The sequence below is a fragment of the Methylobacterium sp. J-118 genome (assembly GCF_057836565.1).
On the sequence record NZ_JBYQFA010000001.1, the window covers coordinates 5220997 to 5244529 of the forward strand.

21 protein-coding genes are annotated in these 23533 nt (G+C 71.1%); 7 read left to right on the plus strand and 14 right to left on the minus strand.

What is annotated here, in order from left to right; all coding sequences use genetic code 11:
• Positions 1–42 precede the first annotated feature (42 nt).
• The 5 genes from AC3IF3_RS25585 to AC3IF3_RS25605 form a co-directional block, all read right to left on the minus strand.
• Positions 43–1266 carry an AAA family ATPase gene (locus AC3IF3_RS25585; RefSeq protein WP_489230784.1) on the minus strand — a complete coding sequence of 408 codons (1224 nt, stop codon included), beginning with the start codon at positions 1264–1266 and terminating at the stop codon, positions 43–45.
• Positions 1259–2155 carry a DUF7146 domain-containing protein gene (locus tag AC3IF3_RS25590; protein WP_489230785.1) on the minus strand — a complete coding sequence of 299 codons (897 nt, stop codon included), beginning with the start codon at positions 2153–2155 and terminating at the stop codon, positions 1259–1261. Before AC3IF3_RS25590 ends, AC3IF3_RS25585 begins: the two co-directional genes overlap by 8 nt.
• Before the next feature lie 428 nt (positions 2156–2583).
• Entirely contained in the window at positions 2584–2808 is a 225-nt protein-coding gene (locus AC3IF3_RS25595; protein ID WP_489230786.1) for a DNA-binding protein, read from the minus strand.
• Between the two features lie 118 nt (positions 2809–2926).
• The gene (locus tag AC3IF3_RS25600) at positions 2927–3556 is read right to left on the minus strand and encodes a hypothetical protein (protein ID WP_489230787.1); all 630 of its coding nucleotides are present in this window, start codon (positions 3554–3556) and stop codon (positions 2927–2929) included.
• Positions 3553–4740: a tyrosine-type recombinase/integrase gene (locus AC3IF3_RS25605; RefSeq protein WP_489231368.1), complete on the minus strand. Its 1188-nt coding sequence runs from the start codon at positions 4738–4740 to the stop codon at positions 3553–3555. The genes AC3IF3_RS25600 and AC3IF3_RS25605 overlap by 4 nt, the downstream gene beginning before the upstream one ends.
• A 236-nt stretch (positions 4741–4976) precedes the next feature.
• Here AC3IF3_RS25605 and AC3IF3_RS25610 point away from each other — a divergent pair, with 236 nt between their 5' ends.
• Together AC3IF3_RS25610 and AC3IF3_RS25615 are read left to right on the plus strand one after the other, a co-directional pair.
• Positions 4977–5675, plus strand: coding sequence for an MFS transporter (locus tag AC3IF3_RS25610; protein ID WP_489230788.1), 699 nt, complete (start codon positions 4977–4979; stop codon positions 5673–5675).
• Between the two features lie 16 nt (positions 5676–5691).
• A complete protein-coding gene (locus AC3IF3_RS25615; RefSeq protein WP_489230789.1) occupies positions 5692–6555 on the plus strand; it encodes an SMP-30/gluconolactonase/LRE family protein in 864 nt (287 codons plus the stop codon).
• Between the two features lie 192 nt (positions 6556–6747).
• On the opposite strand, the gene AC3IF3_RS25620 is transcribed toward AC3IF3_RS25615, so the two are convergent.
• From AC3IF3_RS25620 to AC3IF3_RS25630, 3 genes are read right to left on the minus strand one after another with little or no spacing between them, the layout of a single operon-like run.
• The gene (locus AC3IF3_RS25620; protein WP_489230790.1) at positions 6748–8478 is read right to left on the minus strand and encodes an ABC transporter ATP-binding protein; all 1731 of its coding nucleotides are present in this window, start codon (positions 8476–8478) and stop codon (positions 6748–6750) included.
• Positions 8472–9215, minus strand: a complete 744-nt coding sequence (fhuF, locus tag AC3IF3_RS25625; RefSeq protein ID WP_243968257.1) for a siderophore-iron reductase FhuF — start codon at positions 9213–9215, stop codon at positions 8472–8474. The genes AC3IF3_RS25620 and fhuF overlap by 7 nt, the downstream gene beginning before the upstream one ends.
• Positions 9212–10459: an MFS transporter gene (locus tag AC3IF3_RS25630; protein ID WP_243968256.1), complete on the minus strand. Its 1248-nt coding sequence runs from the start codon at positions 10457–10459 to the stop codon at positions 9212–9214. The genes fhuF and AC3IF3_RS25630 overlap by 4 nt, the downstream gene beginning before the upstream one ends.
• Before the next feature lie 264 nt (positions 10460–10723).
• Here AC3IF3_RS25630 and AC3IF3_RS25635 point away from each other — a divergent pair, with 264 nt between their 5' ends.
• Positions 10724–10942, plus strand: coding sequence for a hypothetical protein (locus AC3IF3_RS25635; protein WP_243968255.1), 219 nt, complete (start codon positions 10724–10726; stop codon positions 10940–10942).
• Positions 10943–10957: 15 nt separating this feature from the next.
• On the opposite strand, the gene AC3IF3_RS25640 is transcribed toward AC3IF3_RS25635, so the two are convergent.
• The 4 genes from AC3IF3_RS25640 to AC3IF3_RS25655 form a co-directional block, all read right to left on the minus strand.
• Positions 10958–11347, minus strand: a complete 390-nt coding sequence (locus AC3IF3_RS25640) for a phage holin family protein (protein WP_243968254.1) — start codon at positions 11345–11347, stop codon at positions 10958–10960.
• Between the two features lie 133 nt (positions 11348–11480).
• Positions 11481–11903 (minus strand): RNA polymerase sigma factor region1.1 domain-containing protein, encoded by a 423-nt coding sequence (locus AC3IF3_RS25645; protein ID WP_243968253.1) that lies wholly within the window; start codon positions 11901–11903, stop codon positions 11481–11483.
• Between the two features lie 17 nt (positions 11904–11920).
• Positions 11921–12496 carry a cytochrome b gene (locus AC3IF3_RS25650; RefSeq protein ID WP_243968252.1) on the minus strand — a complete coding sequence of 192 codons (576 nt, stop codon included), beginning with the start codon at positions 12494–12496 and terminating at the stop codon, positions 11921–11923.
• Positions 12493–13641, minus strand: coding sequence for an acyl-CoA dehydrogenase family protein (locus AC3IF3_RS25655; RefSeq protein WP_489218755.1), 1149 nt, complete (start codon positions 13639–13641; stop codon positions 12493–12495). The genes AC3IF3_RS25650 and AC3IF3_RS25655 overlap by 4 nt, the downstream gene beginning before the upstream one ends.
• Before the next feature lie 345 nt (positions 13642–13986).
• Here AC3IF3_RS25655 and AC3IF3_RS25660 point away from each other — a divergent pair, with 345 nt between their 5' ends.
• Entirely contained in the window at positions 13987–15675 is a 1689-nt protein-coding gene (locus tag AC3IF3_RS25660; RefSeq protein ID WP_489230791.1) for a thiamine pyrophosphate-binding protein, read from the plus strand.
• Between the two features lie 7 nt (positions 15676–15682).
• Here AC3IF3_RS25660 and AC3IF3_RS25665 read toward each other — a convergent pair whose 3' ends face one another.
• Positions 15683–17011: an Nramp family divalent metal transporter gene (locus AC3IF3_RS25665; protein WP_489230792.1), complete on the minus strand. Its 1329-nt coding sequence runs from the start codon at positions 17009–17011 to the stop codon at positions 15683–15685.
• A 155-nt stretch (positions 17012–17166) separates the two neighbouring features.
• Between AC3IF3_RS25665 and mntR the strand changes: the two genes are divergently transcribed.
• On the plus strand, positions 17167–17628 hold the full coding sequence (mntR, locus tag AC3IF3_RS25670) for a manganese-binding transcriptional regulator MntR (protein WP_243968246.1): 462 nt from the start codon (positions 17167–17169) through the stop codon (positions 17626–17628).
• A gap of 187 nt (positions 17629–17815) precedes the next feature.
• On the plus strand, positions 17816–18331 hold the full coding sequence (locus AC3IF3_RS25675) for a hypothetical protein (protein WP_489230794.1): 516 nt from the start codon (positions 17816–17818) through the stop codon (positions 18329–18331).
• Positions 18332–18670: 339 nt separating this feature from the next.
• On the opposite strand, the gene AC3IF3_RS25680 is transcribed toward AC3IF3_RS25675, so the two are convergent.
• A complete protein-coding gene (locus tag AC3IF3_RS25680; RefSeq protein WP_243968243.1) occupies positions 18671–19855 on the minus strand; it encodes a zinc-binding metallopeptidase family protein in 1185 nt (394 codons plus the stop codon).
• 215 nt (positions 19856–20070) lie between these two features.
• Here AC3IF3_RS25680 and AC3IF3_RS25685 point away from each other — a divergent pair, with 215 nt between their 5' ends.
• Entirely contained in the window at positions 20071–23349 is a 3279-nt protein-coding gene (locus AC3IF3_RS25685; RefSeq protein ID WP_489230795.1) for a transglutaminase family protein, read from the plus strand.
• Positions 23350–23533: the final 184 nt, after the last annotated feature.

A 23533-nucleotide genomic window follows, 5' to 3' on the forward strand; every position in this document is an offset into this window, starting at 1 on the left:
TATAGGGTCGAGCAGTGGTGGTGGTGCAGATCCGGCCCATTTTCAGGCATTATCCAAGGTGGTGCACGCCAGAGTACCGACCTCGACAAATGTTCGTGTCTGCCGGTTGTGATCCAAGCCCTCCACCGTCACGAACATGCCGTTGGCGGTCCAAGTCTTGAGCAGCCGCCCGATGCGTTGGCGATCGGCTTTGCTGGCTGGATCCAAGCGCAGCGCCTTGGCGATGGGTCGGCCGATCCACTGCGGCGACTGCGGGCTCTGCCGCCACGGGCCGCCGGCCATAACCTCGGCCTGCACTGCTGTTAGATCCCGCACCTCGATGCCCGCGAAGGCGTCCGGCCATTCCCATGGCTCGACGACGGCGACGTCGTCGCTGTCGTCCACCAAGCCTGCCGGGCCGTTGCCGAGGGATACGGGCGTGAGGTGAAACCACTCGGAGCGGTCAGGCGGCGGCGCGAGGTTGCTCTTGCCGTTGTCCACCCGGAAGTATCCGCGGTGCGTGTCCAAGCCCGCACGCTCGGCCTCATCCTTCGTCATGGGGTTGAGAACCCGGGCGCTGCGCGCGGCAGCAAGTAGGGCGATGGCGCCACGACCATCCTCGACGGTGTACTCGCCCGCCGGTCCCATGCCCTTGCGGACGTGGTGCACCAACTCGATCGCGGCGTCTCCGCCGTCCGCCACCCGATTCCAAGCCTTGGCCACGAGGTCGATTTCGTCGTTCGAGTTCTCGGAAATGCGGTGCGAGGACACGAACGGGTCGATCACCAGCACGTCGATCAGGTGCGCACCAATCTGATTGATCAACTCCTCGATCAGCGGCTCGGCGAGTTTCACGCCGTCCTTGGTGCGGGTCGCCAGGACGATGCTGCTGGTGCGGCCGGAGTCGAGGAACAGCCGCCCCTCAAGCTCATGCGGATCAATATCGTAGTGCATGCAGATCGCGGCCACGCGGCGCTCGATCTCTTCGAGCGGATCCTCGCCGTTCCAGTACCAGACCCGCAGGCACTTCGGCACGGGTACGCCGAGCAGGGGCCTTCCGGTGACCATGGAGATGGCCTCGACCAGCAAGAGGCTGGACTTGCCGACGGCACCGGGCGCGACCGTCGTGCTCAGGAACTTGCGGATCAGATGCTTGCCGTACACCCACTGCCTCACCGGGATCGTCGCCGGGTCGCGATAGACGTAGGGCGTGGCACGGATGAGGGGCGGCGGACGACCCCCGGCAGCCGGGCGCAGATGCTCGATGGTATAGGCCGGCTCAGGCATGCCGCACCTCCGGGATGTCGTTGAGATCGGCGCCCGCGATGGTGGAGCGCACGAGGAAAACCTCGCGGCCGGCACGGCGCCAGCGGTCGGCGCACAACTCGGAGGCGCCTCGGCCGGCCGGATCGTCATCGACCGCGATCCAGAGACATTCGATGCCGGGCAGAACCGGGAAGCTGGTGATCCCGCCCGCGTTCAGGACGGACCACACAGGCGAGGCGCCGAACTCGGGCAGGCGCCGGAGCGAGAGCGTGGTCTCGATCCCCTCGCCGATTCCCAGGCAGGTCGTGACCTCTTCGTCAGCCGTGAGTTTTACGGCGCCGCCGCGAATGCTGCCGAGGGCGAGGCGGTCCTTGCCGGCAACCTCGACCTTCTCACCTTCATGGTTCAGGGCCGTGCGGTGCACCGCCTGCGGTTGGTTGGTGACGACGTTCCGGACCAGCGCGACCATGGCCGGCGTCCGAGTCCCCGCGAATGGACAGGTCGGATGGAAGCGGAGGCAATCTTGTACATTGTACAAAGTTTCGAGGCCGCGACGCGCGAGGTAGCGGGCGACCGGCGATTCGGTGGGCTGCCGGCTTTCACGCCAGATCCGCAGGGCTAGTGCCGTGCGATCCGAGCCCGGTTCAAGGTGTACATTGTCACTCTTGATCGGCGCTTCGAAAGGCTGCCCAACTTGGGCACCCATGCCGAGCCGATCGCGCACGTAGTCCCGGCAGGCACCAAAGTCGTCACCGGCATGAGAGTGCAGGGTGAACCCGCCCGGAGCCGAGGCGTCGAACAGGATGGACAAGCTGCGGTCTTGGCGGGTGTGGCCGGGACCGGGGCAGACGATGCCCCGGCCGACCACCTCGCCTCCAAGCGCACGCGCTGCGGAGCGAAGGTCCATCATCACGACACCTCCCGTCTCGACGGGCGGATCGTGGCCGCTGCCTCACTGGCAGCTAGGAGCGCCCGGCCGGCGCACCCGAGGGCGTGAGCCATGCCGGGTCCGTCTTGCGCAGAAGCGAGGTAGGCGGCGGCTTCTACGTACCGAGCGGCTAAGCCAGCCCGCTCCGCGACCGCATCGAACGCGAGCGGCGCGCAGGGTATCGTTCCGGAGAGCGTCATCGCGTTGCCCTCCAGCTATCGACGGCCGGGAACGCGAGTTCGGCAAGCACTGCCGCGGTGGCGGGCGGCAAGCCGAAACGGCTAGTGAGCCTATGGACGCGGAATGGGGTGGGTGCTATTTCAGAATGGTCAATCTGGCGAGATAAACATTCCGAGGGACGTGAGCGCTGGCCGGCGCTCCGTCCCTCAACTGTTTTCAAGACCATCTTGCTACGCGGCCTCCTGCACCAAAGACGCCACGTAGGCGCGCAGGCTCTCGTCCGTGACGTAGCTCGCCCGTCCGATATGGACGACCTTCAGCTTCCCCTGCTCGACCAGCCGGTGGAACGTGGTGTTGCTGACGCTGAGAGTGTGCTGAGCGTCGAGACGACGATGCAAAAGCTTCCCCGTTGGGGCGCGCAGATCTCCTGCGGCGCCCTGAACCAGTGAGTTCATGGCTGCTTTCCTTGGTGGGTTCCCCGAAGTCCCGGGGGACGGCATCAACTTGGGATACTGAACGCGCTCAGTCGACCCAGCACGCTGCGCAATCGTGATAGCTCTGCGCGCAGACTTATTAGGTCTGCGCATTTGCCTTTGATTGTGGCCTCCAAGAGCGCGTCCGGCGATAGTTGGTGGCCCAAGCTGTAACGGACCGCAGACTCGGCTTGCTCAGGCCGGGTTTCAACGGCTCGTGTGAGAGCAGCTCGAGAACGGCTCCCAAGAGACGCTGACCATTGAGTCCACTATCAACGAGTTCACCAAAATGTTCATCGAGAAGTTGATCTCTTCTGGTCTGTTTCTTGGCTGATGCCTTCCGCCCCGGCTCGGTATGTTTGCTTGAAACTTTCTTCTTTACATACAGCCATGCGCTCTCAGTGACGCCGCCTTTATCTGCGCCCTGTACTAGGCCGGCAGTGAAATCATCTAGCTGTTTGATCAGTCTTCTATATAATTCAGGACTAAGCTGCTCGACGGCAGCCATCGTGATTTCGATATCGCTCCAGCGCGGAACCATCTCCTGCCTAGCGTAATTCAATGCGCCGCGATCATTTGCGCTCAGATGATCAAGTTTTAGCGCTTTCTGAACATTAGTGTCGATTTCCATCGCTCGGCGCTTCAGATTGCGCTTGGCCTCCTCGGCGCGCTTACTGTCGTGCTCGTCATGCCACGCCTTAATCTGTTCCCAGGTCCACACGTCCTTCATGATCGCGTTCCGGAACAGTAGAGCGCCCAAGCGTCCATCAGCTCGCGCCGCTTCTCGAACAGATCGGAACGCCGGTAGGCGCGCTCCGTCGCATCGCCGACCGTGTGCGCCAACGCCATCTCGGCGAGGTCTCGTGGGAACGAGGTGCATTCGCCGGCCCAATCGCGGAATGACGATCGGAAACCGTGAACCGTCGCATCGACGCTGGCGACCTTCACCAACATGTTGCGCAGAACCTTGTCGCTGAGGCGTCGCTTGCTCCGGCTGCCCACGAAGACCAGCGTGTCGTGGGCGCCCTGCATCCGCTTAAGAAGCACGAGGGCCGGTGCTGACAACGGCACCCGGTGCTCGACCCCGGCCTTCATCCGCTCGGCTGGCACGGTCCAGATCCCGGTCTCTAGGTCGATCTCGGACCAGAGAGCGCCGGTGGCCTCGCCGGATCGGACAGCCGTCAGGATCGCGAACTCCAGGGCTAGGGCCTCGACAGCATCTTGATTGCGGAGTTCCGCCATGAAGGCGGGCACCTGGGCGAAGGGCATCGCCGCGTGGTGCTTAACCTTCTTCACCTTGGATCGCTTCGGCAGCAGGTTGGCGATGTGCCCGCGCCAGCGGGCCGGGTTTTCGCCGCGCCGGTAACCCCGGGTCGCAGACCAATCGAGGACGGACTCGATCCGCCCCCTCACCCGCTTGGCCGTCTCCGGCTTGGTTGCCCAGATCGCCTCCAGCGCTTTCATCACCTGGGTGGTGTCTATCGACTGCACCGGCAGGTGCCCGAATACCGGGTAGGCGTAGGCCTCCATCGAACTCGACCACTGCGCGATGTGCTTGTCGTTGCGCCAGCCGGCCTTGTGGGCCTCGAAATAGGCTTCGGCGCAGCCACGAAAGGTGATTGTCCTCGCGGCCTCTAGCGCCGCCTCCTGGCGCATTTCCCTGCGGGTCTCGATCGGGTCGATGCCATCAGCCGTCAGCTTGCGGCAGTCGCGGGCTCGCTCTCGCGCCTCGGCAAGGCTGAAGGTGTGGGCCGAGCCCAACCCCATCTCCCGCGCTCGCCCGGCCAGCGCGAACCGGAAGATCCAGCTTTTGGCCCCCTTGCCGGTGACCTGCAGCCATAGGCCGTGCCCGTCGCCGTACATGCCCGGCGTCTTCAACCTTGCCACGCCGAGGGCCGTGAGCTTACCCTGCATATGGTTTTCACCCGCGCTTCTACCCACATCATAAACGCGGATTTGGGGGGACGCCAAGGGTCCACGGGGGACGCCGGCTTTGAAAAAGCCATGCATGATCAGACCTTTGAGGGATTGCTGGGAACGGCCAGGAATGCAGGTTCGGCGGCTACCTGATCCTCGGCCGCTCGACCTCGGGCAACGCCGCGGCGGGCACCGTTCTGACCCCCGCCGAGCGCCTGGCGGACGCGCAGTCGGTGCAGCTCCCCTACCTGATCGTGGCGGCGATCCTGATCGGGCTCGCCGTGGTGATCGCCCGCTTCCCGCTCCCCGCCATGGGGGACGGCGGCACCGCCCGCCGGGCCGCCGGGGCCGCGCGCGCCGGCCGATCGCTCTGGCGCCACCGCAACCTCGTGCTCGGCGTGCCGGCGATCTTCATCTACCTGATCGCCGAGATCGGGGTGTCGAACCTGTTCATCAGCTTCGCGTCGCAGCCGGAGATCGGCGACCTGACCCACGCCCAGGCGTCGCGCTACCTGTTCCTGCTCTGGGGCGGGATGATGGTCGGCCGCTTCGCCGGCAGCTACCTGATGCAGAGCCGGCCGGCCGAGACCGTGCTGGCCGCGGCGGCGGTCGGCGCCTGCGCGGTGATGCTGGTGGCGGCCTTCGCCACCGGCCCGGTGGCGCTGTGGGCGCTGATCTCGGTCGGGCTGTTCCACGCGATCATGTTCCCGACGATCTTCACCCTGGGCATCCGCGGCCTGGGGCCGCTCACCGAGGCGGGGGCCGGGCTGCTGATCATGGCGATCGCGGGCGGAGCCCTGGTGGTGGCGCAGGGCTGGGCGGCGGACCGGTTCGGGCTGCAGCGCTCCTTCCTGATCACGGCCGCCTGTGAACTCTACGTCCTGGCCTACGCCCTGTGGGGCTGCCGGCCCGGCCCCGCCCCGTCGGCCTGACCGGAAGGGGGAATCCATGGATCCGAACATCCGCATCGTCCCCCGCGCCGGGCGCGACCGGCTGGGCGAGGGGCCCATCTGGGTGCCGGAGCGGGCGCGGCTGTTCTGGGTCGACATCGAGGCGCCGGCCCTGAACTGGCTCGACCTCGCCGGCGGCGGGACCGGCACGCGCCCGTTCCCGGAGCCGCTGGGCTGGATCATCCCCCGGGCCGGACGGCGGGACTTCATCGTCGGGTTGAAGAGCGGCTTCGCGACCTTCGACCTGGAATCCGGCCGGCTCACGCCGATCGGCGACCCTGAGCCGGACCATCCGGACAACCGCCTGAACGACGCCAAGGTCGATTTCGCCGGCCGGATCTGGGCCGGGAGCATGCACCAGGCCGAGACCGCGGTCTCGGGGTCCCTGCACCGGCTCGACCCCGACCTGACCTGGCAGCGGATGGACGGCGATTACGGCGTCGCCAACGGGCCGACCTTCAGCCTCGACGGCCGGATCATCTTCCACAGCGACAGCGCCGCCCGGACGGTCTACGCCTTCGACCTCGCCGCGGACGGGACGCTCTCGGGCAAGCGGGCCTTCCTGCGCTTCCCGGAGGATTGGGGCTGGCCCGACGGGATGACCACGGATGAGGAGGGCTGCCTCTGGATCGCCCATTGGGGCGGCGGCCGGCTGAGCCGGGTGGATCCGGACGGGCGCCTGATCCGGGCGATCCCCCTCCCCGCCCCCAACATCACGAGCTGCGCCTTCGCGGGCGACGGGCTCGACCGCCTGTTCGTCACCTCGGCGTCCCGGGGCGCCGAGTCCGTGCCGGAGGCCGGGGCCCTGTTCGAACTCGACGTCGGCGTCCGGGGCCTGCCGCCCCGCGCCTTCGGGGGCTGAGAGCGCCGCGGCCCGGATCGCGCGTGCGGTCGCAGGATCGTGTGCCGGCCTCACCCGGATAGGGGATGCATCGCCCCGGTTCGGTCTCTACGAAGAAGGTCTCCGAGACGAGATCACCTCAAAGCCCGCCCGGCCCGTGCCGCGGCGGGCTTTTTTGTCGGCGCGGGTGGGCCGCCGCGGCGGCCGGCGGCCTCACTCCGCCGCGCGGACGCCCCCGAACTGGGCCGCATGCAGGCGGCCATAGGGGCCGTCCGCGACCAGCAGCGCCGCGTGCCGGCCCTGTTCGACGACGCCCCCCGCCCCCAGCACCACGATCCGGTCGGCGTCCTGGATCGTGGCGAGGCGGTGGGCGATCACCAGGGTCGTGCGCCCGCTGGCCAGATCGGCCAGCGCCCGCTGGATCTCCCGCTCGGTCTGCGTGTCCAGCGCCGAGGTCGCCTCGTCGAGGATCAGGATCGGCGGGTTCTTCAGGAACACCCGGGCGATGGCGATGCGCTGCTTCTGGCCGCCCGACAGCCGCACCCCGCGCTCGCCCACCACCGTGCCGAGCCCCTCGGGCAGGGCGTCGATCATCGATCCGAGCCGGGCGCGCCGGGCGGCGGCGTCGATCTCCGCCTCCGTGGCGTCGAGGCGGCCGTAGGCGATGTTCTCCCGGATCGTCCCGGCGAACAGGAACACGTCCTGCTGCACGATGCCGATCTGGCGGCGCAGGGAAGCCAGCGTCAGGTCGCGGATGTCGATCCCGTCGATCGTGATCCGGCCGGACTCGACCTCGTAGAAGCGCGGCAGCAGGGCGCAGAGCGTGGTCTTGCCGACGCCCGAGGGCCCGACGAACGCCACGGTCTCCCCGGCCGCCACCGCGAGGTCGAGGCCGGTGAAGACCGGCCGGCCGGGGCCGTAGCCGAAGCCGACCCCCGCGAAGCGGATGTCGCCGCGCAAGGCCTCCACCGCGCGGGCGCCCGGCCGGTCGGTGATGTCGGGTTCGGTGGCCAGCAGCGCCTGGTAGCGGCGGAAGCCCGCGACGCCCTTCGGATAAGTCTCGACCACCGCGCCGATCTTCTCCAGCGGCCGGTAGAACACCCCGACGAGCAGCAGGAAGCCGACGAAGCCGCCGGGCGTCAGGTCGCCCCGGACCACGAAGGCGGCGCCGCCGAGCAGCACCGCGATCTGCACGAGGCGCAGGCCGAGATAGTTGATCGACAGGCCCGCCGCCATGAGCCGGTAGGCCTCGAGCTTGGTGTCCCGGTAGCGGGCGTTGTCGCGGGCGAACAGGGCGCGCTCGTGGGCCTCGTTGGCGAAGGCCTGGACGACCCGCATCCCGCCGACATTCTCCTCGATCCGGGCGTTGAAGGCGCCGACCCGGCCGTACTGCGCCTGCCAGTTGCGGGTCATGCGGCCGCCGTAGCGGATCGACACGAAGGCGATCACCGGCAGGATCGCCCCGGTGATCAGGGCCAGCGGGGCGTGGACCATGAGCATCAGCGCGAAGGCGCCGGCCAGGGTCATCACCGCGATGAACAGGTCCTCGGGCCCGTGATGGGCGACCTCGCCGATCTCCTCCAGGTCCTTGGTCACCCGGGCGACGAGGTGGCCGGTCTTCTGGGCGTCGTAGAAGCGGAAGGACAGCTTCTGCAGGTGGTCGAAGGCCCGTTCCCGCATCGTCGTCTCGATGTTGATGCCGAGCACGTGGCCCCAGTAGGTGACCACCACCATCAGCCCGGCATTGGCCACGTAGATCAGCGCGAGCCCGGCGGCCGCGAGCACGATCAGCCCCCAATCCTGCCGGGGCAGCAGGGAATCGATGAAGCCCTTCACGGCGATGGGGAAGCCGAGCTCCAGCAGGCCGGACAGCACGGCGCAGCCGAAATCGACCAGGAACAGGGTCCGGTGCGGCCGGTAATAGGCGAGGAAGGCCTTCAGCATCGCGGCTCGGATCGGCGTTTCGCGGCGCAGTCGACGGGGCAGAGCGCGCCGCAGGACGGCACCCCCGGCAGGCGGTGGCGCAGGCAGCAGACACGCCGGCGCCGGCAGCCCGAATCCCCCGGGCAGAGCGCCTGGGCCAGGGGGCTCATAGAGCAGCCCGGCCCGCCGCGCCATCCGAGGCCGGACGCGACGTCGTCACAGGACGAGGCCTCCGGGGCGCCGAGTTCCCGGGCGACGTGGTCGAGGATCACTGCGGCGTTGCCCCACAGGATCCGCGGGGCGATCCCGCACCGGGTGTGGCACAGGTCCACGAAGGGGCGCAGGTGCGCCTCCACCAGCCCGGCGAGGCCGGGGGCCGGGCAGGCTGTGCGGCCGGGCGCGTCCGCGGGGAGGCGGAAGCGGCAGGGCCGGCCGGCCCCGTCGCATTCGAGGCTCACGGCGTCGAAGGCGAGCGGTAGCGGCCGGCCGAGGCGCACCAGGGCGGTCAGCGCCGGGGTCGCGAGGGCCGCGAGGTAGAACTGGCTCCAGTACGAGACCAGGACGCGCCGGTCGCGGCCCGCATCCGGGCCGAGCCCCGCCGCGAAGGCCGCGAGGGTCGCGTCGAACACGCCGGGATCGCGCAGGGCGCGGAGCGGCGTCGCCGCCGGGCCGCCGGGGCCGGCCGCGACGCCGTCCCGGTAGGCCGCGAGGGCGTCGGGGACCCGGGCGGCCAGTTCGGCGATCAGTCGGGCGGTCATCGCAGCCCCGCCCGGTCGGCCCGCAGGGTCCGGTTCACCGCGACGGCGAGCCAGGCCACCGCGACCGCGTAGGGCGCCAGGGCGGCGGCGAAGTAGCCCGGCCAGCCGATCCAGCCGGCCAGCGCCGGGGCGGCGACCCGCAGGGGCATCGCGGCGAAGAAGGCCGCCCCGAACAGCAGCGCGTAGTCGGTGGCGGGCTTCGGCCCCTGGGCCCAGCGGTAGATCATGTTGAACACCGGGACGCCGAGGAACCCGCCGGCGACGAAGTTCAGGACCGTGGCGGCGACCGCGAGGTCCGCCATCCCGCCCGCGCAGGCGACGGCCATCAGCCCCCCGGAGGCGAGGATTCCGGCGGCGCCCAGGGCGATCAGCCGGACCGTGCCGAACCGGGCGGCGAGGCCGCCCGCCGCCAGCGCCATGACCAGATTGACCGCCGGCAGGACGGTGCCGGTCAGGAAGCCCACCGGCCCGAGCGGGACGCCGAGATCGAGCAGGGCCAGGGCGTTGGGCCCGGAGAGCAGGTAGGCGGCGGCGAAGTAGGCCCCGAGCACCAGCACCCGCCCCCCGAGGACGCGCAGGCGGGACAGGGAGCCCGACCATCGCTCCGGCCGGTTCCCGATCCCGCGGAGGCGCGCCTCCGGGTAGCCCAGGATCGGCAGGAGGCAGAGGGCGTCGAGGGCCGCGCAGGCCAGGACCGCCCCGTGCCAGCCGATCCGGTCGTAGGAGCCGACCAGCACGCCGACCCCCAGGATGCCGCCCAGGGAGGCCCCGGCCAGCTTGGCGGAGGCCACCGCGGCGCGCCGGTCCGCCGGCACGGTCTCGACCACCAGGGCTTCGAGGGCGATGTCCATGGTGGCCACGCCGGTGCAGGCCGCCACCGCCAGGGCGAGGAGCAGCGGGAGCGGCCAGTGCTCGCCGAGGCTGAGGACGGCGAGCAGGAGGATCGTCGCCCCCTGCGCGGCCGCGATCCAGCCGATGCGGTGCGTCAGGACCGGCAGGCGCAGGCGGTCGAGGAGGGGAGCCCACAGGAATGTGAGCCCGACCGGAAGGTTGATCAGCTGGAGCAGGCCGACCTCGGCAAGTTCCACCCCCCGCGCCCGCAGGATCAGGGGCGCCCCGCCCGACAGGAAGCCGAGCGTGGCCCCGAAGGTCACGTACAGGCAGACGAACGGCGCCAGCGGCCGCAGGCCGGCCAGGGAGCCGGCGACCCGGGTGCCGAGCGCGAGTCCGGCGGGTCCGGTCACCGCGGCGGGGATCCGGCGGCGGCCCGGAGGCTGCAGTTTATAATCACACCAATCTATTGATATACCAAGGTTTTTACTGCTTAGAGGGATCCCGTCCGGGGATCAAGCCGACAGCATCGAGTCGCCTTCCGGACGGCGCCGCGACGGTGCGCGCGCCGTATCGGATCGGGGACCGAACGGGGGAACCGGGCCAACTGTTAACCATCCATCAACCATGTTCCGGGCAGATTTTCCCATCGCAGGCCCAGCTTGGAGGGAAGATCCATGACCCGACGCCGGGATTTCGACGCGCTGAGCGAGGCGCAGATCGCCACGGGACGCACGCGGAAGCGCTGGGTCGCGCCGAAGGCCGAATTCCGGCCGGTCGCGCCGCAGGCGGTGGCCGAGCTGCTCGATACGATCCAGCACGTCGCCGAGGCGGCCACGGGCGAGCGCAGCTTCCTGCACCTGCGCCCGGAGGCGCGGGCCGCCCGGGGACGCTGAGGACCGGCTCCGGCGTCAGGCTTCGGTCCGCGCCACGGCCCGGGCGTCCCGCTTCACCTGCCGCCAGGTCCGCCAGGGTTCCAGGTTCGAGAGCGCCATCCGGCGCGCCCCGAGCCAGCCGAGCCACAGCGCCATGGCCAGGAAGGGCGCGGCGACGATCAGCGCCGCCGGCGCCTCGGAGCCCAGCGGCAGCGCCAGCAGCTTCACCACGCCGTCGAGGCCGAGGAAGAAGGTCACGATCAGGAGCACCGGGATCGTTCCCACGATCGCGATCAGCGACGCCAGGGTCCGGATGTTGCCGTCGACCTCGATCCGCGCGAGCGTCAGCACCGCCTCGACATGGGCCGCGCCTTCGCGCAGGGCCGCGACCAGCAGGGCCAGGGTTCCGTCGGGGCTTTGGCGCATGGGGCGGGATCTTCCTCTGGGGCGCGTCCGCGAGGCGGCGGATCGGGTCGGACCGGGCCTGTCGGAGGGCTGGGTCCCGACGCGGCGCCGGGCCAACGGAGCCGCCGGGGGAAGCGTTCCCCGCCCCCGGCCCTCACCACAGCAGCAGCACGGCCGCGAGCACGAGCAGCGTCGCGAGGCCCGCCAGGGCGACGGCCCGGTTGACCCCCGCCCGGTCGTCCGGCTCCGCCCCCGGCGCCGCCGGCCGCGATCCGGATTCCGCCCCGGAGACCGCCGCGTCCGCGCGCTCGGCCGGCCGGACCGGCGGGGCGAGCCCGGGATCCCGCGCCGGGGGGATCGCCGGGGCCGGGATCGGCCGGTCGGCGGGGGGGCCGAAGGCGTCCGGCTCGACGCTGATTCCCGCGGCCTCGAGTTCCAGCATCACTAGGACGAGGGCGTCGACCTCCATGTGCGCCACCGGCAGCGCGGCCCGCAGGTCGTCCGCCGAGAGTTCCCCCCGGGCCCGGCCGAGGGCGACGAGCCGGTCGAGGGTGCCGCGATCGATGGTCTGGGACATGCCCTGATCCGCCCCGCTCAGCCCCGGACCATCCGCGTCAGGACCGCGTCGTTCCAGAGTACGCGGTGCAGCACGGCCATGGCGATGTGGCCGAGCAGCACCGCCAGCAGGAGGAAGGCCAGCCAATGGTGGAGCAGGTCGCCGGGCGCCACCATCCAGTCGATCTTGCCGTCCCGCGCCGCCATGACCGGGAGGCCGTAGGGCGAAAACGGCTTCCCCGACCCGTATTGGCGCAGCAGGGCGAGGCCGGGCACGACGATCATCAGGGCGTAGATCACGGCATGGCCTGCCACCGCGGCACGGCCCAGGCGCCCCGCATGCGGCGGGCGCCGGGTAAGGTTGGCGAGGCCCCAGGCCCCGCGCAGCAGCACGAGGGCGAACAGCGTGAAGCCCAGGGTGAAGTGGCTGCCGCCGACAAAGCGCGTGAGCGCCGTGTCGCCAAGGCCGACATAGAGCAGCGCCCCCGCGAACTGCCAGGCGAACAGCGCCGCCATCAGCCAGTGGAATCCGCGGCTGACGCGGCCGTAGCCCTGCGGCGTGTCGCGCCAGACGGCCCGGACCGGTCCGGCGCGGTCGGCCGGGCTCCGGCTCACGGGGCGCCTCCGTCCCAGAGGTCGGAGACCCGGTCCCCGGCCGCCAGGATTTCCTCCGCCGCGCTGGTGAGCGCCCGATCCGGCCCGGGCTGCCGCAGGTAGGTGGCGAGGTCGCGGGCGCGCTGCTCCAGGGGATGCCCGCGCAGGAAGCCCTGCAGGCCGACGGAGCGCTGGGCGAGCTGCAGCACGTCGAGCCCGGCCTTCTCCACGGCGAGCCGGGCGAGGTTGACGAAGGCGACGACGCGCGCGGGCGGCACTGTTCCCCCCGCGGCCACTGCGGCCGCCCGCGTCACCCAGTGCCTGGCGCCTTCGACCGCGATGGCGCCCTCGCCGAGACGCGCGAGCTGATGCGGGTCGGTCCCGCGCCCGGTCCGGACGAGATGCGCCCGCCACACGTCGAACACGGCCTCGATACCGCCGAGCTGCACCGCCGTGAACCGCCACGCGCCCCCCGAGAAGGCCGGCTGGCCGAAATACGCGTCCGGATCGCCGAGGACGGCCTCGGGCCCGAGGGTGATCCCGCCGAAATCGAGGGTCCCGGTGGCCGAGGCCCGCATGCCGTGGGCCCGCCACGCCGAGAGGTCGGCCCGGGTGCCCGGCTCCAGCGGCACCACCAGCATGAGCGTGCCGCTTCCCTGCGGACACCGCGCCGTGACAAGGGCGCGGGTCACGAAGCCCGCGCCCGAGGCGAAGGACTTCGCGCCGCTCAGGTGCAGGCTCTCCGCGTCCGCCTCGAGGGCGAGGCCGGCCCCGGCCGGTTCGGTGTTCCAGACGCCGAACAGGTGGCCCGCCCGGGCGTCGGCGAACAGGCGCGCGCGCTGGCCGGCCGCGCCGTGCTGGGCGATGAGCTGGAGCGCGTTGACGTGACCCTCGTAGAGCCGTCCGAGGGCGAGGCTGCCGTAGCCGATCAGGCGCAGCACCTCGGACAGCGTCCCGGCGCCCGGCTCCGCGCCGAGGCCCGCCCCGCCCATCGCGGCCGGGACCGGCGCGGCGAGCAGGCCCAGGCGGGCGAGGTCGGCGACGTCCGCGCGCGGGAACCCGTCGTCGCAATCCTCGGCGCCGGCGCGCAACGCCGCCGACAGGGAGACCGCGCGCGCCGCGGCCTCGGCGTCGCGGATCAGATCGGGCGGCGTCCGCTGGTCCATGGTGTCCTTCCGACGGCCGCGGCAGGGTGCATCCCGACCGTGCGGTCGACCACCAGCGCCTGCTGCTCGGGGTATACGCGCATCCCAGGGGGTCGGGTCCCTCGTGCTCTGCGGCCAGAGCGCACGCCGCCGACGGGGAGACCGGTCCGGCGTGAACGCGCGCATCACATCAAGGACTTATACCAAGTCTGACCGATCCCGTCCCGGGGTCGGGATCGGCGCGGTCCGGGGGACGAAAGCCAAGACGGGGCCCCGCTCCCGCAGCCGCCCGACGCGCGGGTCGCCGGGCCTTGCCCCGGGGCGCCCATGGGCTAGCCTGCGGGCCGATTCCATCGGGGGCCGGGCATGGCGATCGAGACCGTGGAGGCCGCCGGCCGACGCCGGGGCGCCGACCTCCTGGTGGAGGTGCTGCGCTCGGAGGGCGTGCGCTACATTTTTGGCAATCCCGGCACCACCGAATTGCCGCTCATCGACGCCCTCACCGAGGCGCCGGACATCGCCTACATCCTCGCCCTGCAGGAGGCGACCGCGGTGGCCATGGCGGACGGCTACGCGCAGGGCGCGCGCCGGCCCGCCTTCCTCAACCTGCACACGGCGGGCGGCCTCGGCCACGCCATGGGCGGGCTGGTGAACTCGCAGGTCTCGGGCACGCCGCTGGTGGTCACCGCCGGGCAGCAGGACCTGCGCCACGCGCTCACCGACCCGCTGCTGATGGGCGACCTCGTGGCCATCGCCGACCCGGTGATGAAATGGGCCCGGGAGGTGACGAGCCCGGACCAGATCCCGATCCTGCTGCGCCGGGCCTTCCACGATTGCGCCGCCGCCCCCTCCGGCCCGGTCTTCCTGTCGCTGCCCATGGACGTGATGGACGCCCTGACCGCGGTGCCGGCGGGGGAGACCTCGACCATCGACCAGCGGGCGGTGGCGGGCTCCCTCGACCGGCTGGCCGAAAAACTCGCCGCGATCGCGCCGGGCCGCCTCGCCCTGATCGCCGGCGACGAGATCGACGCCTCGGACGCCTCGGCCCAGATGGTGGCGCTGGCCGACCTGCTGGCGGCACCGGTCTACGGCTCGTCCTGGCCGGCCCACATCCCCTTCCCGACCGCGCACCCGCTCTGGGCCGGCAACCTGCCGACCCGGGCCGATTCCATCGCCGAGATCCTCGGGCGCTACGACGCGGTGTTCGCGCTCGGCGGCAAGTCGCTGATCACCGTGCTCTACTCGGAGGTCTCGGCGGTGCCGCCGGGGGTGCGGGTGTTCCAGCTCTCTGCGGATGTCCGCGACCTCGGGCGGACCTACGCCACCGGCCTGTCGACGGTGGGCGACATCCGCGCCTCGCTCGACGCCCTGCTGCCGCTGCTCGGCCCCCGCCTCGCCGACCGGGCCGCGACGTTCGCGGACCTGCGCGCCAAAGCCGTGACCGCCCGGGCCGAGCGCCGGGCGGCGCTCGCCGCCGCCGCCGACGCGGCCTTTGCGGATCCGGTGATCGCCCCGCTGGTCGCCGCCCGGGAGGTCGCCCGGGCGGTGGGGGCGCAGACCACCATCGTGGACGAGGCGCCCGCGACGCTGACCCACCTGCGCACCTTCCTCGACAGCCCCTCGGCCCATCAATACGCGGCGATGCGCGGCGGCGTGCTCGGCTGGGGCATGCCGGCCGCGGTGGGATTTTCCTTAGGCCTCGACCGCGCGCCGGTCGTCTGCGTGGTCGGCGACGGGGCCGCGCTGTACTCGCCCCAGGCCCTGTGGACCGCCGCGCACGAAAAACTGCCGGTCACCTTCGTGGTGATCAACAACGCCGAGTACAACATCCTCAAGACCTTCATGAAGGGCCAGGCGCACTACGCCTCGGTGCGCGCCAACCGCTTCATCGCCATGGACCTCACCGACCCGCGGATCGACTTTCTGGCGCTGGCGGCCTCGATGGGGGTGCCGGCGCGCCGGGTGACCCAGGCCGCCGACATCGCCCCGGCGATCGAGGCCGGGATCCGGTCGGGGGGCGCCAATCTGGTGGAGGTGGTGGTGCGGGCGACGTGAGGGGCGGCTAGTCCAACCCCGGCACCGGCACCCCGAACGCCGCCGCCAGCAGCACCGCGTTGAGGCCGAGCACGACGGCCGCCCCCGCCACCGCGGCCGCCTGGGTGAGCGGACCGTTGGCGAAGGCCCCCATCACGCTGCGGCGGTGGGTGAACACCACCAGGGCCACCATCGGCACCGGCAGGGCCAGCGACAGCACCACCTGCGACAGGACCAGCGCCCGGGTCGGATCGACCCCGATCGCCACCACCACGAAGGCCGGCAGCATGGTCGCGAGCCGGCGGACGAGGAGCGGGATGTGCCAGCCGGTGAAGCCCTGCATCACCATCTGGCCGGCGAGCGTGCCCACCACCGAGGACGAGATCCCCGAAGCCAGGAGCGACACCAGGAAGGCCGCCCCGGCGGCGGGGCCGAGCAGCGGCGTCAGGGTCCGGTAGGCCTCGCCGATCTCGGCGACCGCGCTGTGGCCGAGATGGAATGCCGCCGCCGCCATGATCACCATGGCGATGTTGACGAGGCCGGCCAGCAGCAGCGCCACCACCACCTCGCGGTTCGAGTAGCGCACCAGCAGGCGCCGGTCGGACTCGTTGCGGGGGCTGCCCCGCCCCTGGGTCAGGCCGGAATGCAGGAACAGGGCGTGCGGCATCACGGTGGCGCCGATGATCCCGACCGCGATGGTCAGCGCCTCCGCGTCCGGGATCCTTGGGGTGACGAGGCCCCGGGCGGCCTCGCCCCAGGCCACCGGCGCCACCAGCAGCTCGACCGCGTAGCAGAGGCCGATCGTGCCGACCATCGCGCCGATGGCGATCTCGAGCGGCCGGAAGCCGCCGTTCTCCAGGAGCAGGATCGCGTAGGTGATCACCGCGGTGACCGCCATCCCGGCCATCAGCGGCAGGCCGGTGAGCAGCGACAGGCCGATGGCGCCGCCTAGGAACTCCGCGAGGTCGGTGGCCATGGCGGCGACCTCGCTGATGCCCCACAGGCCGAGGCGCACCGGGCGGGTCGTCGCGTCCCGGCAATGCTCCGCGAGGTTTTTTCCGGTGACGATCCCGAGCTTGGCCGAGAGCGCCTGGAACAGCATCGCCGTGAGATTGGCGAGCAGCACCACCCAGAGCAGGCCGTAGCCGTAGCGGGCGCCGGCCTGGATGTTGGTGGCGAAGTTGCCGGGGTCCATGTAGGCGATCGACGCCGTCACGGCGGGGCCCGCGAACAGCAGAAACCGGCCCCTTCCCCCCGGCCGTCCGTCGAGGACGTCGCGGATCGCGCCCTCCGCCCGCCCGCTCATCGTCCCCGGGGCGGCGCCCCCCGGGACCGTCGCGGCGTTCGGCGCCTCCATGCTCACCCTCTCGTCAAAGATATAGCCCAAGCTATAATCAGGGTTGGCCGAGCTGGATTCAAGGGGGCATTTGCCGAGCCCGTGGGACTCCCCTCCCATGGCCGGTTCTTGCTAGACAGGTCCGGGGCGGCGCGCGAGCCGAGGGGGGAGAGCCGATGCAGGAACCGTCCGAGCAGGGCGCGCCCGAGACCGTTCTGGTCGATCCCGAGCAGCACGTGGAGAGTTTTCGCCAGGCCCGCGAGGCGCGGCGCTCGGAACTCGTCGAGGATTACGTCGAGCTGATCGACGACCTGATCGGCGATGGCGGCGAGGCGCGGCAGGTGGACATCGCGGCCCGCCTCGGCGTGGCGCAGCCGACCGTCGCCAAGATGCTCAAGCGCCTGTGCGAGGACGGGTTCGTCCAGCAGCGGCCCTATCGCGGCGTGTTCCTGACCGAGGCCGGCCGCCGGCTCGCCGCCCAGGCGCGGGAGCGCCACCGCATCGTCGAGCGCTTCCTGCGGGCGCTGGGGGTGAGCCCCGAGACGGCCCGGCGGGACGCGGAGGGCATCGAGCACCATGTCAGCGCCGAGACGCTCGCAGCCTTCCGCGCCTTCGTGGAGGGGCACGGGGGGGCGTGACGGGCGACGGGCCGCGTTGTGATCGATGCATCTGCGTGCGTCATGCGGGCTCGGCCTCCGGAATCGCGCGTGCCGCTGCCCTGGCAGGTCGACCAAGAGCCTCTCATGGAACGCCCGCTGCGCTCTCGTGGGCTGAGGGCGGCCTTCGGATGACCGGACGTCGCGTGAGGAGCTCTCGGGGCACCTGATGCAACGCCCCACGGTCAGATCTGCCTACGCAAAACGCCTGACACGCGCCGGTGCGCTGGCGGTGGCCAAGTTGGGCCTCGGTCCCGCCGTGCGCGGTGAAATCATCGCCGGCGCAGCGCGCGCAGCCTTCACGGCAACCTGGCTCGGACACCAGCGCCGACCGGTCACGTGGGACTGGGCCGCGCTGTCGGCCAAGTTCCAGAACGTCCATCCGAAGTGCTTCAACGCTGCGATCTGGCACGACGAGACGCTGTGCGGCTTGGCGGTCGGCGCCGTGAACCAGGACAGGTTCGTTGCCCTGGACTTCCTCGAAGGCAATCCTGATCCAACACATCCGCTCAAGGGGCAGGTGATCGAGATCGCCCTCACGATGGCGGAAGCCTACAGGCAGCTGATCGGTGTGCCGGAGCTTCGGCTTCATCACGTCGACCCGGGCCTTATCTCCTCGTACACGGTGCAGGGCTTTGCACTTGCCCCCGACTTGGGTGACCCTCATCATATGGTCCGGAGGTGATCCCAGTGCCGAAAGTTGCGCTCGTGCCAAAACCGGCTGCGCCCGACCGCAGGGTGACGCGCGGCCCCCTCGGTCGGGAGCACCGGGGCCTTCCTGATATCGAGCAGGCGGCGGCGGCCTTCATGGCAGCGGATCTTCCCTGGTTGGCACCTGAGGCGAGAGAAGCGCTTGTGGCGGCGCCGGAGGTCCACGGTCGGCCGGACGGCGAAACACCTCCGCTGCCGGCGACGTGAGTTCGGCGCTGACACCGCAAGACGGCTCTCCGATGGAGGCGCAGCGCTGATCGATGCCGGAGGATTGCTCGTACCCGAAGGCGTACCTGAGCCGGCCGCCCCGTCCTCACCCCGTCGCCGCCGCCACCTTCTGGCGCAAACCCAAAATCACCGCGCGCAGCATCTCGGCCCCGGACTCGCCGTCATCCGGCAGGATCCCGGTGCGGGAGGCGTAGATCCGCTCGTGCACGAAGGCGAGCTTGGCGATCACCGTCGGCGTCAGCTTGAACGGGTAGAGCGCCGGCTGGCCCATGCTGTGGGAGAGCGAGTTGATCGCGTAGGTCAGCGGCAGCCACGCGGCGATCAGCCGGTCGAGATCGGCGTTGTTGTAGGGGTCGAAGTCGATCACGGTCGGCGCCTGCCGCCCGTGGCGCAGGCGCGGGCGCACGTGCAGCTCGAAGGTCGAGGCGGTTTCCACCGTGTCGACGATGTGCAGGTAATGCGCGAAGGTCTCGGCGAAATCCTCCCAGGGATGGGCGGTGGCGTAGGCCGAGACGTAGGATTCGTCCCAGTCGGCCGGCGCACCCTTCGCGTAGTGGTCCTGCAGGGCCAGGACGTAGTTCCGGCTCTCGTCGCCGAACAAAGCCCGGAAGGCCCCCATCGTGGGGCCGTTCATGACCAGCAAATACCAAAAATAATGCCCGATCTCGTGGCGGAAATGGCCGAGCAGGGTGCGGTAATGCTCGCCGAACAGGATCCGGCGGCGCTCCCGCTCGACGTCGTCGGCCTCGGCGATGTTCATGGTGATCAGGCCGTTGATGTGGCCCGTCAGCACCGGCGGCCCGCCGGAAAAGCTCTCGGACGGGTCGACCAGGAAATCGAAGGCCAGCCCGTCCGTGTACTGGGCGCGGGTGGCCAGCGGCAGGTTTAGGCGCAGCAGCGAGTAGAACAGCCGGTGCTTGGCGGCCTCGACCGGGCGCCAGCGGGCGAGGTTCCAGGGCTGCGCCAGGTCCGGCACCACCCGGTTGTGGCGGCAGGCGGTGCAGTAGATGTCGGGGTCGTCCTCCGGCACCAGCCAGTTGCAGGCCCCCGAGAGGGCGTTGTTGCACAACCGGTAGCGCCGGCCGGGATCCGCGTAGGCGTGGAACACCGGGGCGCCGCCCATGAGCGGATGGGCCGAGTGGCCCTGCGGCTCCAGGGCCGAGACTTCGTGGACCGCGCAGACATAGCCCAGACGCCGGGCGCAGCTCTCGCAGGCGGTCGCCTCGAAGGTGACCGGCTGGTCGCAAGCCTGGCACTGGAAGATCTTCATCGTGCGGTCCCGGGCCGGCAGCGGGCCCACTGGGCGGTCAAGCGGGGCCGGGCGGCAAAGTTCCGGCCGGGGCGCGGCGGCGGAAGGGCGCCGCATGGAAATTGCTTGTCACGCGGTCTGTGTCGCATAACCGCCCGGCGGGGGCCGGCGTTCGGCCCGCCGCGGCGCCCGGGACCGGCGACGAGACCGCGTTCGATCCTTCCGATGGAGCCATCGTGTCGATCAAAGCTGCCCTGCACCACGTCACCCATTACCGCTACGACCGGCCGATCAGCCTCGGTCCCCAGGTGATCCGCCTGCGCCCGGCCCCGCACGCGCGCACCAAGGTCCCGGCCTACGCGCTCAAGGTGACCCCCGCCAACCACTTCCTGAACTGGCAGCAGGACCCGAGCGGCAACTGGCTCGCCCGCCTCGTCTTCCCGGAGAAGGCCGACGAGCTCAAGATCGAGGTCGATCTCACCGCCGACATGGCGGTGATCAACCCGTTCGACTTCTTCGTCGAGGATTACGCCCAGACCCACCCCTTCGCCTACGATCCCGACCTCGCGGAGGAACTGGCGCCCTACCGCGCCCTGGTCGACGCGGACGGCCCCGAGATGGAGGCGCTCCTCGCCCGGCTCCCGGAGGAGCCCAACACCGTCCTGTTCCTGGTGGCGCTCAACGGCCTGATCGCCGGCGAGATCGCCTACGGCGTCCGCATGGAGCCGGGCGTCCAGACGCCAGCCGAGACCCTGCGCCTCAAGAGCGGCTCCTGCCGGGACTCGGCCTGGCTGCTCGTGCAGGTGCTGCGCCGGATCGGCCTCGCCGCCCGGTTCGTCTCCGGCTACCTGCTCCAGCTCGTCCCCGACACCACCGCGGTCGACGGCCCGACCGGCGCGTCGGCGGACTTCACCGACCTGCACGCCTGGGCGGAGGTCTACCTGCCGGGCGCCGGCTGGGTCGGCCTGGACGCCACCTCGGGGCTGCTCACCGGCGAGGGCCACATCCCGCTGGCCGCCACGCCGCATTACCGCTCGGCGGCGCCGATCTCGGGGGCGATGGAGCCGGCCGAGACCACCTTCGACTTCGCGATGCGCATCACCCGGGTCGCCGAGACGCCGCGGATCACCAAGCCGTTCTCGGAGGCGGTCTGGGCGTCCATGGACGCGCTCGGCGAGCGGGTCGACGCCGACCTCGCGGCGCAGGACGTGCGCCTGACCATGGGCGGCGAGCCGACCTTCGTGTCGGTGGACGATTTCGAATCGCCCGAATGGACCATCGCCGCCGTCGGCCCGACCAAGCGCGGCCGCGCCGACCAGCTGATCCGGCGCCTGCGCGACCGGTTCGGCCCGGGCGGCCTGCTCCATTACGGCCAGGGCAAGTGGTATCCCGGCGAGAGCCTGCCCCGCTGGGCCTTCGCCCTGTACTGGCGCAAGGACGGCAAGCCGATCTGGACGGACCCGGCCCTGATCGCCCCCGAGATGGCCGCGGGGGAGGCGGGCACCGCCACCATCGCGCAGGCCCGGGCGCTCGCCGACGCGCTGGCCCGCCGCCTCGGCCTGTCGGACTACGTGATCCCGGCCTTCGAGGACGGCGACCTCTGGGAGAAAAAGACCGCCGAACTGCCGGTCAACGTCACGCCGGCCGCGGCCCGGTCCGGCTCGGTGGAGTTCGACGCGCGGTTCCAGCGGGTCTATGCCCGCGGCCTCGGGGAGCCGGCGGGCTACGTCCTGCCGCTGGCGAGCCTGCCCACCGGCAAGGACGGCGATGCCGACCGGGTCTGGATCTCGGAGATGTGGGACTTCCGCCGGGGCCAGGCCTTCCTGGTGCCGGGCGATTCGCCCCTCGGCTTCCGGCTGCCCCTGTCGTCCCTGCCCTACGTGCCGCCCGAGCACTATCCCTACTACCAGCCCCAGGACCCCCTGGAGCCCCGCGGCCCGCTCGCCGGTGACCCGATGGCCAGGACCGTCGTCAACGGGGCCGGCATCACCGGCGTCGCGGTGCGCACCGCGCTGGCGATCGAGCCCCGGGACGGGATCGTGCGGGTGTTCATGCCGCCGACCCAGCGGGCCGACGAGTATCTCGAACTCGCCGCCCATCTCGAGGCGGCCGCCGCCGGATTGAAGCTGCCGATCCACATCGAGGGCTACGAGCCGCCCTACGACCCGCGCATCGGCCTGATCAAGGTCACCCCCGATCCGGGCGTGATCGAGGTCAACGTCCACCCGGCCGCCTCCTGGCGCGAGGCGGTGGCGATCACCACCGACCTCTACGCCGAGGCCCGGCAGACCCGGCTCGGCGCGGAAAAATTCATGGTCGACGGGCGCCATACCGGCACCGGCGGCGGCAACCACGTGGTCATGGGCGGCGTCACCCCAGACGATTCGCCGTTCCTGCGCCGGCCCGACCTGCTGAAGAGCCTCGTGCTCTACTGGCAGCGCCACCCGGCGCTCTCGTACCTGTTCTCGGGCCTCTATATCGGCCCGACCAGCCAGGCCCCGCGCATGGACGAGGCCCGCCACGACGGGCTCTACGAGCTCGAGATCGCGCTGGCCCAGATCCCGGCCCCCGACACGCCCAACATCCCGCGCTGGCTGGTCGACCGGGTGTTCCGCAACATCCTGGTCGACGTCACCGGCAACACCCACCGGTCCGAGATCTGCATCGACAAGCTCTACTCCCCGGATGGGCCCACCGGCCGCCTCGGCCTGCTGGAGTTCCGGGCCTTCGAGATGCCCCCGGACGCCCGCATGAGCCTCGCCCAGCAGCTGCTGCTGCGGGCGCTGGTGGCGTGGCTGTGGCGCGAGCCGCAGACCGGGGGTTGTGTCCGCTGGGGCACGAACCTCCACGATCGCTTCATGCTCCCGCATTTCCTCTGGTCCGACTTCCTCTCGGTGCTGGAGGATCTGCGGGTGGCGGGCTACGCTTTCGATCCGGTCGCCTTCGAGGCGCAGGCCCTGTTCCGCTTCCCCGTCTTCGGCACGGTCGAGCAGGGCGGGGTCCGGATGGAGCTGCGCCAGGCGCTGGAGCCCTGGCACGTGATGGGCGAGGAAGGGACCAGCGGGGGCACCGTGCGCTTCGTCGACAGCTCGGTCGAGCGACTGCAGGTCAAGGTCGAGGGCTTCGTGCCCGGGCGGCACGTCATCGCCTGCAACGGCCGCCGCCTGCCCATGGCCGGCACCGGCCGCGGCGGCGAGGCCGTGGCGGGCCTGCGCTTCAAGGCGTGGCAGCCGGCCTCCTCCCTGCACCCCACGATCCCGGCCCATTCGCCCCTGACCTTCGACATCCTGGATGCCTGGAGCGGGCGGTCCCTCGGCGGCTGCCGCTATCACGTCGCCCATCCGGGCGGCCGCAACTACGAGACCCACCCGGTCAACGCCTACGAGGCGGAGGGAAGGCGCCTCGCCCGCTTCGAGCCCCTCGGCCACACGCCGGGACGGGTCGAGATGCCGCGTGCCGAGGCCAGCGCCGAGTTCCCGCTGACCCTCGACCTGCGGACACCGGTCCCGCAATGATCCCCGATGTTCAGGCATCCGGGTCGGGATCGTGGTCCGGTCGATGGAGGGGGCAGACCAGACCTCCTACGCGCCCTCCCTCCCCCGTCTGCGGGGGAGGATGGCCCGGCCGTCAGGCCGGGTCGGGAGAGGGCAACCCGGCTTCCGAAGAGGGCGCAACCTTCATGCAGGCCGGTGCCTCGTT